Consider the following 8,273-nt stretch of genomic DNA (forward strand, 5'->3'; position numbering starts at 1 on the left):
ACGCCGTACGGGTTTAAAGTTAATCCACTATAAAGTGGCAGAAAACCTGTTGCCCGCTTGGTCATGAAAACAGGCGGAATCAGGTGGGCAGGCAATCTGCCATCCGCCCTGTCAGGCGGCACAAGCGGGAAGTTTAGCGCATCGTTATGCCGAAATCAAAAAAGGTCGTCTGAAACCTGATTTTCGGTTTCAGACGACCTTGAAGGTTTATCTTTTTCGACCTTTCTGCTTCGTCATTTTATCCAATTCTTTTTTCATGTCTTCGAAGGCATTCGGGTTGCCGCCAAAATCACGACCTCCGACCTCGCACACAAAAGCAGATAGTATACTAATTGGGGAAATCTCTTTCATTTCAAACCGGTTAGACTCACTTGGAATATCATGCAATAATTCCCCTTTTCCAAAAGGACTACTGTATACCTTCATTGGTTCTGGATTTGAGATATCGATCTTATTCAGACAATCAAGATAATGCTTCTCTATCACAGAAGTTCCCGCCACTTCGCTAACGGTATCATCAAAATTGGTTACCATATCATATACTAACAATTTTGGATTGTTAGGATGATGCCTGATACTTTCCATGTCTACATAAGCCTGACTCCGAGTACCGCCGGACATGGGCAAAAATCTTGGCTTATCGGCAAATTCGGCAAATGCTGAAATTGGCAAACAAATCGCCATCAAAAAAACAGCCAACTTTTTCATTTTATTTTCCTCCGATTAAATCAAGTCGCTCACGACGAATCAATTGGTTATTCGGATAACCTTGAACCGTGCAGTAGAGACTTGTTTTGCCACTTTCCTCTTCCAATACCAACATTTTTTCTACTGTATTTTTCGCAGGCATCGAATTAGGCGTTGCTTGCATATTTGGCTGCCAGCGTAAGGACTTGTGACTATTAATAATAATTTGCGGAGTAGTCGCAAAATTTTCACCCATCGGTTTCAAACCCCATTGTGGGAACTTCGCCATCACATCAGCAGCCTGCGCTTTTTCGATTTCAAACCCCCAGAAATAAAAGATAGGATTTTTACCCGCCTCATTAAATGGCATTTCCAAATTTATTGTCTCGAAACTACTGAAACGTAAGCCTTTTAATGTTATCGGCTTATTAAAAACAACCTGTCTTTTCCCATCCTCATCGGCAGCACCTAACTGAAAACGTGCAACCGTTCCTACTTTCTCAATCGGAGCATATTTGCTCAATTGCTCCTGCTCGTTTTTCAAGATATCAAACATAGATGCATCACATTTTACAAATGCGTTCAGCAACTCTTCTTCTGCGCTTCCTGCCCATGCATTTGCTGCAAATGCAAGTGCAGCCATACTCAAATATTTGATAGATCGTTTCATATTTTCTTTCCAAAATTGTCATCAACTAATATTGAATAACCCAAATTCAATTTTATTCCATCATCACATCAAAGTGAAACATAATCTAATTGCTTATTTTTCAGACGACCTTTTATTTGCCCGCCTTATCGGGCGGTTTTTAATGCTCCCACTCGACGTGTTCGTTGAGGAAACCGCCGCTCTGGTGCGCCCAGAGTTTGGCGTAGAGGCCTTGTTTTTCGAGGAGTTCGGCGTGGCTGCCTTCTTCGATGATGCGGCCTTTGTCCAAGACGATGAGCCTGTCCATCGCGGCGATGGTGGAGAGGCGGTGGGCGATGGCGATGACGGTTTTGCCGTCCATCATTTTGTCGAGGCTTTCTTGGATGGCAGCTTCGACTTCTGAGTCGAGCGCGCTGGTGGCTTCGTCGAGCAGCAGAATCGGCGCGTCTTTGAGCATGACGCGGGCGATGGCGATGCGCTGGCGCTGACCGCCGGAGAGTTTCACGCCGCGTTCGCCGACGTGGGCGTCGTAGCCGCGCCGCCCTTTGGCGTCGGAAAGGTTGGGGATGAAGTCGGCGGCTTCGGCGCGTTCGGCGGCGGAAATCATTTCGGCGTCGGTGGCATCGGGGCGGCCGTAAACGATGTTGTCGCGCACGGAACGGTGCAGCAGCGAGGTGTCTTGCGTGACCAAACCGATTTGGGCGCGCAGGCTTTCTTGGGTCACACTGTCCACGTTTTGCCCGTCAATCGAAATGGTGCCGCTTTGCGGTTCGTAGAAGCGCAAAAGCAGGTTGACGATGGTGGATTTGCCCGCGCCGCTGCGTCCGATCAGCCCGACTTTTTCGCCCGGGCGGATGGTGAGGTTGAAGCCGTTGAGCAGCGGTTTGCCGGCTTCGTAGGAGAAATCGACGTGTTCGAACTTGATTTCGCCTTGCGACACTTTCAGCGGCAGGGCGTTCGGCTTGTCGAGGATGGTTTGCGGTTTGGACAGGGTTGCCATGCCGTCGTTGACGGTGCCGATGTTTTCAAACAATCGGGCGGATTCCCACATGATGTATTGCGACAGGCCGTTGACGCGCAACGCCATGGCGGTGGCGGTGGCAACCGCGCCGACGCCGACCTGTCCGTGATACCAAAGCCAGATGCCCAGCGCGGTCGTGCCGGCGGTCAGCGAGCTGTTGACGATGAAGCTGCAAGTGTGCAGGAGCGTCGCCAAACGCATTTGGGCGTGTACCGTAACCATAAATTCTTCCATCGACTGCTTGGCATAAGCCGCTTCGCGCGCGCCGTGGGAGAAGAGTTTGACGGTGGTGATGTTGGAATAGGCGTCGGTAATGCGGCCGGTCATCAGCGAGCGCGCATCCGCCTGACGCGAAGCGGTTTTGCCGAGCTTGGGAATCAGAAAGCGCATAATCAGGGCGAAGCCAATCATCCAGCCGATAAAGGGCAGCAGCAGCCAGCCGTCGAGCGCGACCAAAATCACGCCGGAGGTGATGAAATACACCAGCACATAAACGACCATGTCGGCAACCGTCATCACCACGTCGCGCAACGCCAGCGCGGTCTGCATGACTTTGGCGGACACGCGGCCGGCAAATTCGTCCTGATAGAAACCGAGGCTCTGCCCCAGCATCAGGCGGTGGAAATTCCAGCGCAGGCGCATGGGGAACACGCCTTGCAGGGTTTGCAGGCGCACGTTGGACGCGAGGAAGGTCCAGAGGGCGAAAAACACCATCATCGCCGCCATCGCCGTCAACGCCCAGCCTTTTTCGGCAAACAGGGTGGCGGGCGTGTATTTGCCGAGCCAGTCCACGACTTTGCCCATAAATTGAAACAGCAGGGCTTCCATAATGCCGATACCGGCGGTAAACACCGCCAAAACGGCAATCCATTTGCGCAGGCCTTCGATGTTGCTCCAGATAAACCGCCACAGCCCTTTTTCAGGCGTTTTCGGGGCGGCTTCGGGGTAAGGGTCGATTCGGGATTCGAACCATGAGAATATTTTTTGAATCATTGTATTGGGTTTAATTGAGAGAGAATGGATTTCAGACGACCTCTACGGTGGGGACAGGTCGTCTGAAAACAAGTATCGGGAGTTAAAGGCATTATTTTACGGGAAAAAACGGCGGGAAGACACCGTAAAGAAGTCGGGACAGGCAAAGTGCCGTGATTGATGAGGGGTCGTCTGAAATAGCGTGCCGATAAGGAATACGGCTTTTATAGTGGATTAACTTTAAACCAGTACGGCGTTACCTCTCCTTTTCGTACTATCTGTACTGTCTGCGGCTTCGTCGCCTTGTCCTGATTTATGTTAATTCCACTATTATCCGTCCTTATATGGTCAAATCGCCGCTGAAATCCGTATCAAACCCATCGGCGTATCGGCTTATATCCATTCCAATTTTATTTTGAACGGACTGAAGCCAAAAAACAAAACCGAAAAAAATGTGCTTGTTCTCAGGCGTCACGCCGAATATGCCGTCACTTTGATGCGAAATTTGCAGGTCACTCAATATAGACAAGAAGCTGTCCAGATTTTGCCTGATGTCTTCTATCTCGCTTTTTTGAAGTTCCTCAATCAACAGGACTTCATTATCCAGACCAATAATGGTGGGCAACTTGGTCAGTTTTTCATAAATCGCTTTCACAGACATTTTTCAATACCGGTAAATCCGACGCGCGGGATACGGGCGCGGGTAAGGATAGCCGTAGCGGTGTACCGGCTCGCTGTCCTGATAGATGACGGTCGTTCCCGGCGGGGCGTTGACGGTAACGGTTTTGTTGATGGTGGTTTGGGAATGGACGGGCAGGTCGAGGACGGCGGTGCGCCCGTATGGGGTTTCGGTGTAGAAACAGCCGCCAAGTGCGGTCAGCGTGAAGGCGTAGAGCAGGGGCTTCTTCATGGGATTCCTTCATTCAAAACGAAACGGTAAGGGGTCGTCTGAAACGTGGTTTCGATCAGTTTGAAACCGTTTTGGGGTTTTCAGACGACCTTTCCGCTTACCTTAACACAGTCTTCGTCCAGCGGCCGACCCATTGTTTCTGTTTGGTGTCGATGTCGTTGCGGCTGGGCGAGTCGGTGTGTTTCGGGGCTTGGGCGAACTCGAAGACTTTGGGCAGCGGCGTGTTTTTCACGGCGGGATAGACCCACATTTCGGTCGGCAGGGCTTTTTGCACTTCGCCGCTTTGCAGCCACTGTACGAGTTTCGCCGCCAGTTCGGGCTGTTTCGCGCCTTTCAAGACTGCCGCGCCTTCGACTTGGCGGAACACGCCGCCTTTGAGGAAGAGGTTGCCAGTCGGCGGCACGCTGTATTTGCCTTTGGAGTAGTGGACTTCGGCGGCGGGGCTGGCGGCGTAGCTGACGACGAGCGGATACGCGCCGCCGTTTTGGGTGAAGTCGGTGTAATAGGCCTCACTCCAGCCTTTGGCGACTTTCACGCCGTTTTGACGCATCTGCGCCCACCATTTGAACGCGCCCTCTTCGCCCATGCCGCCGATGTTCGCCATCAGGAAGGCGAGTCCGGGCGAGGACGTGGCGGGCGACGGCGTTACCAGCAGGTTTTTATATTCGGGGCGGGTCAGGTCCTGCAAGGTTTTGGGCAGCGGCAGTTTTTTCTGTTCAAACCATTTTTTGTCGTAGTTGAGGGTAACGTAGCCGTAATTCACTGCCGCGATGACGGGCATTCCCGCTGAAACGGGCGCGGATTTGGGCTGCGCCGCCGCCAGTATGCCTGCTTCGCGCGCTTTGCCGATATTGGCGTTGTCCAAACCGTAAACCGCGTCGGCAATCGGGTTGGCCTTGCTGAGAATCAGCTTGTTGAGCATTTCGTTGCCGCTGCCCGCCTTGATGACGGAGACTTTGGCGTCGTTGGCTTTTTCAAACTGCGCGATGACGGATTGGGGCAGGCTGAAGGATTTGTGCACGGCAAGGCGCACTTCAGTCTGGGCGGATAAGTTTGCCGAAGCCAGCAAGAGGGCGAGGGCGGATAATTTCAGTTTCATTCTCTAACCTTTGTACGGGTAAAATACGAAACATCATAACAAAATCCGCACCAACACACGACATGAACCTTTCCCCCGTTTGGCTCTTTGACCTCGACAACACGCTGCACAACGCCGATGCCGGCATTTTTTACATCATCAACCGCGCCATGACCGACTACATGGCACAACGCCTCAAACTCTCTGAAGAAGCGGCATCCGACCTGCGTCAGGACTATTGGCACCGGTACGGCGCGACGCTTGCCGGCCTGCAAATCCACCATCCCGAAATCGACATCTGCGAATTTCTGCGCGAAAGCCATCCCATCGCGCAAATCTTGGCAAAATTGCAAGGCATGGAGGGAACCGAAAGCGTTTTAGGTCGTCTGAAAGGACGCAAAGCCGTTTTTTCCAACGGCCCTTCGTTTTACGTCCGCGCCGTTATCGGGGCATTGGGTTTGGCAAACCGTTTTGACGCACTCTTCGGCACGGACGACTTCGGACTGCGCTACAAGCCCGACCCGCAAGCCTACCTGACCGTCTGCCGCCTGCTCAATGCCCAACCTGGACAGTGCATCATGATCGACGACAGCGCGGACAACCTGCACCAAGCCAAAGAGCTGGGCATGAAAACCGTATGGTTCGGCAGCAAAGCCCATCCCCTGCCCTTTACCGACGCCGTTGCAAAAGATATGCAGGCGCTCGCCGAATGTGCCGAAAAACTGTCGGCACTCGTCTGAAACCTTTACAATATCGGGTTTGAACAACGGCACCAATCCGCCCGACCACAAGGACAACCATCATGCGATACACCGCCCTCATTCTCGCCGCCGCAGCCGCCCTGACCGGCTGTACTTGGGAAACCTACCAAAACGAATCCGGCCACACCTCCCTGCGCCCCAAATACGAAAAAGGCACGCGCATCTATTACGAAGACGGCACCTACTCCCGCGATATGCGTTACAACCAATACCGCCCCGAACGCCGTACCCTCAAACCGCTGCACGGCGACCAAGAAAACGTACGCGGCACAACATGGAACAAACCCCAAGGCGCCGGACACGCCGCGCCCGAAACGCAAACCGAAGAATAACCCGCCCGCAGAGGTCGTCTGAAACCGTTTTTTCCGTTTCAGACGACCTCAAACATAACCGCCATCCCGTTCGTCCCACATCTACCGTCCTTCTCAAGGAGAAAACCATGCGTTCCCTCGCCCTGATTTTCGTTACCGCCGCCATCCTGAGCGGCTGCACCACAGACCGCTACGACTTCGACAGCCGTCCCGCCGACACATCCGCGCGCACGCCCCTGAAACCGACCACACTCGACCGCTTGGAACACGGCAGCCATGCCGACTCGTACCGCTGGAACCCCAAACCCAACAAACCATAACCCCCACGTCCGCACACCGAACCCAAATAAAAAGGTCGTCTGAAACCCCAAAACCCCGTTCAGATGCCCCCAAAATACCCCCTTCATCAACATTGCATTCGAGAAAGCCCATCATGTCCGCCACACCCCTCAACATCGTCATCCTCGCCGCCGGCAAAGGCACGCGCATGTATTCCAAAATGCCCAAAGTGCTGCACCGCATCGGTGGCCTTCCCATGGTTGAGCGCGTTATCAACACCGCCGCCGCGCTCCATCCGCAAAACATCTGCGTCGTCATCGGACACGGCAAAGACCAAGTTTTGGACACCGTCAAACGCGACGTCGTCTGGGTCGAACAAACCGAACAGCTCGGCACCGGCCACGCCGTCAAAACCGCCCTGCCGCACCTTTCCGCCGAAGGCCGCACGCTGGTGCTGTACGGCGACGTTCCCCTGATTGACACCGCCACCCTCGAAACCCTACTCGAAGCCGCCGGCAGCGAAGTCGGCCTGTTGACCGACGTTCCCGCCGACCCGACAGGCTTGGGCCGCATCATCCGCGACAGCCAAGGCAGCGTAACCGCCATCGTCGAAGAAAAAGACGCCGACACCGCCCAAAAAGCCGTCCGCGAGATCAACACAGGTATCCTCGTCCTGCCCAACGCCAAACTCGAAAACTGGCTGGACACCCTCTCCAGCAACAACGCCCAAGGCGAATACTACCTGACCGACCTCATCGCCAAAGCCGTTGCCGACGGCATCAAAGTCCATCCCGTCCAAGTGCGCGCCTCCCACCTTGCCGCCGGCGTGAACAACAAACTCCAGCTCGCCGAACTCGAACGCATCTTCCAAACCGAACAGGCGCAAGCCTTGCTCAAAGCAGGCGTCACCCTGCGCGACCCCGCCCGCTTTGATTTAAGGGGTCGTCTGAAACACGGACAAGACATCGTGATTGACGTCAACGTCGTCCTCGAAGGTGACATCGAAATCGGCGACAACGTCGAAATCGGCGCAAACTGCGTCATCAAAAACGCCAAAATCGGCGCAAACAGCAAAATCGCCCCCTTCTCCCACTTCGAAGACTGCGAAATCGGACAAAACAACCAAATCGGCCCTTACGCCCGCCTGCGTCCGCAAGCCCGCCTTTCAGACGACGTACACGTCGGCAACTTCGTCGAAATCAAAAACGCCGCCATCGGCAAAGGCACCAAAGCCAACCACCTCACCTACATCGGCGACGCCGAAGTCGGCAGCAAAACCAACTTCGGCGCAGGCACGATCATTGCCAACTACGACGGCGTGAACAAACACAAAACCGTCATCGGCGACGAAGTCCGCATCGGCTCCAACTGCGTCCTAGTCGCCCCCGTCAAACTCGGCAACAAAGTCACGACAGGCGCAGGCAGCACGATTACCAAAAACGTCGAAGACAACAAACTCGCCCTCGCCCGCGCCCGCCAAACCGTCATCGAAGGCTGGGTGCGTCCTGAAAAAGGGGATAAGAAATAAAGCAGTAAACCGCCCTGCGCAACTCGTTGCAGCAACAGCAATCTGTCCCTTCCCCCGTCCGGCGGGGGAAGGTTAGG

At 54.0% G+C, this 8,273-nt stretch carries 10 protein-coding genes and 1 pseudogene; 4 read left to right on the forward strand and 7 right to left on the reverse strand.

Annotated elements, in window-relative coordinates:
- Window positions 1–207: 207 nt before the first annotated feature.
- The 7 genes and pseudogenes from HMPREF3277_RS03010 to HMPREF3277_RS03035 form a co-directional block, all read right to left on the reverse strand.
- The gene (locus HMPREF3277_RS03010) at window positions 208–708 is read right to left on the reverse strand and encodes a surface-adhesin E family protein (RefSeq protein WP_003763731.1); all 501 of its coding nucleotides are present in this window, start codon (window positions 706–708) and stop codon (window positions 208–210) included.
- A 1-nt stretch (window position 709) separates the two neighbouring features.
- Entirely contained in the window at window positions 710–1,357 is a 648-nt protein-coding gene (locus tag HMPREF3277_RS03015) for a hypothetical protein (protein ID WP_070870002.1), read from the reverse strand.
- A 139-nt stretch (window positions 1,358–1,496) separates the two neighbouring features.
- Window positions 1,497–3,350, reverse strand: coding sequence for an ABC transporter ATP-binding protein (locus tag HMPREF3277_RS03020; RefSeq protein ID WP_070870003.1), 1,854 nt, complete (start codon window positions 3,348–3,350; stop codon window positions 1,497–1,499).
- 206 nt (window positions 3,351–3,556) lie between these two features.
- Window positions 3,557–3,670: pseudogene (locus tag HMPREF3277_RS15170) on the reverse strand (IS5/IS1182 family transposase); the annotation flags it as partial.
- A complete protein-coding gene (locus HMPREF3277_RS03025; protein ID WP_070870004.1) occupies window positions 3,670–3,990 on the reverse strand; it encodes a hypothetical protein in 321 nt (106 codons plus the stop codon). The gene HMPREF3277_RS03025 and the pseudogene HMPREF3277_RS15170, both read right to left, overlap by 1 nt.
- A gap of 3 nt (window positions 3,991–3,993) precedes the next feature.
- Window positions 3,994–4,239, reverse strand: coding sequence for a methionine-binding protein (locus HMPREF3277_RS03030; protein ID WP_070870005.1), 246 nt, complete (start codon window positions 4,237–4,239; stop codon window positions 3,994–3,996).
- A 97-nt stretch (window positions 4,240–4,336) separates the two neighbouring features.
- The gene (locus HMPREF3277_RS03035) at window positions 4,337–5,338 is read right to left on the reverse strand and encodes a thiamine ABC transporter substrate-binding protein (RefSeq protein ID WP_003755620.1); all 1,002 of its coding nucleotides are present in this window, start codon (window positions 5,336–5,338) and stop codon (window positions 4,337–4,339) included.
- A 62-nt stretch (window positions 5,339–5,400) separates the two neighbouring features.
- Here HMPREF3277_RS03035 and HMPREF3277_RS03040 point away from each other — a divergent pair, with 62 nt between their 5' ends.
- The 4 genes from HMPREF3277_RS03040 (at window position 5,401) to glmU (ending at window position 8,196) form a co-directional block, all read left to right on the forward strand.
- Entirely contained in the window at window positions 5,401–6,057 is a 657-nt protein-coding gene (locus tag HMPREF3277_RS03040; RefSeq protein WP_070870006.1) for a pyrimidine 5'-nucleotidase, read from the forward strand.
- Between the two features lie 62 nt (window positions 6,058–6,119).
- Window positions 6,120–6,410, forward strand: coding sequence for a hypothetical protein (locus HMPREF3277_RS03045; protein ID WP_003755616.1), 291 nt, complete (start codon window positions 6,120–6,122; stop codon window positions 6,408–6,410).
- Window positions 6,411–6,517: 107 nt separating this feature from the next.
- A complete protein-coding gene (locus HMPREF3277_RS03050; protein WP_003766199.1) occupies window positions 6,518–6,709 on the forward strand; it encodes a hypothetical protein in 192 nt (63 codons plus the stop codon).
- A gap of 113 nt (window positions 6,710–6,822) precedes the next feature.
- The gene (gene glmU, locus HMPREF3277_RS03055) at window positions 6,823–8,196 is read left to right on the forward strand and encodes a bifunctional UDP-N-acetylglucosamine diphosphorylase/glucosamine-1-phosphate N-acetyltransferase GlmU (protein WP_070870007.1); all 1,374 of its coding nucleotides are present in this window, start codon (window positions 6,823–6,825) and stop codon (window positions 8,194–8,196) included.
- Window positions 8,197–8,273 lie beyond the last annotated feature (77 nt).

Source organism: Neisseria sp. HMSC70E02 (assembly GCF_001838645.1).
Classification (GTDB): Bacteria; Pseudomonadota; Gammaproteobacteria; order Burkholderiales; family Neisseriaceae; genus Neisseria; species Neisseria macacae.

Bases quoted from the DNA above. Each gene is read 5' to 3' on its own strand.
- HMPREF3277_RS03010 (WP_003763731.1), bottom strand. From the start codon at position 708: ATGAAAAAGTTGGCTGTTTTTTTGATGGCGATTTGTTTGCCAATTTCA.
- HMPREF3277_RS03015 (WP_070870002.1), bottom strand. From the start codon at position 1,357: ATGAAACGATCTATCAAATATTTGAGTATGGCTGCACTTGCATTTGCA.
- HMPREF3277_RS03020 (WP_070870003.1), bottom strand. From the start codon at position 3,350: ATGATTCAAAAAATATTCTCATGGTTCGAATCCCGAATCGACCCTTAC.
- HMPREF3277_RS03025 (WP_070870004.1), bottom strand. From the start codon at position 3,990: ATGTCTGTGAAAGCGATTTATGAAAAACTGACCAAGTTGCCCACCATT.
- HMPREF3277_RS03030 (WP_070870005.1), bottom strand. From the start codon at position 4,239: ATGAAGAAGCCCCTGCTCTACGCCTTCACGCTGACCGCACTTGGCGGC.
- HMPREF3277_RS03035 (WP_003755620.1), bottom strand. From the start codon at position 5,338: ATGAAACTGAAATTATCCGCCCTCGCCCTCTTGCTGGCTTCGGCAAAC.
- HMPREF3277_RS03040 (WP_070870006.1), top strand. From the start codon at position 5,401: ATGAACCTTTCCCCCGTTTGGCTCTTTGACCTCGACAACACGCTGCAC.
- HMPREF3277_RS03045 (WP_003755616.1), top strand. From the start codon at position 6,120: ATGCGATACACCGCCCTCATTCTCGCCGCCGCAGCCGCCCTGACCGGC.
- HMPREF3277_RS03050 (WP_003766199.1), top strand. From the start codon at position 6,518: ATGCGTTCCCTCGCCCTGATTTTCGTTACCGCCGCCATCCTGAGCGGC.
- glmU (WP_070870007.1), top strand. From the start codon at position 6,823: ATGTCCGCCACACCCCTCAACATCGTCATCCTCGCCGCCGGCAAAGGC.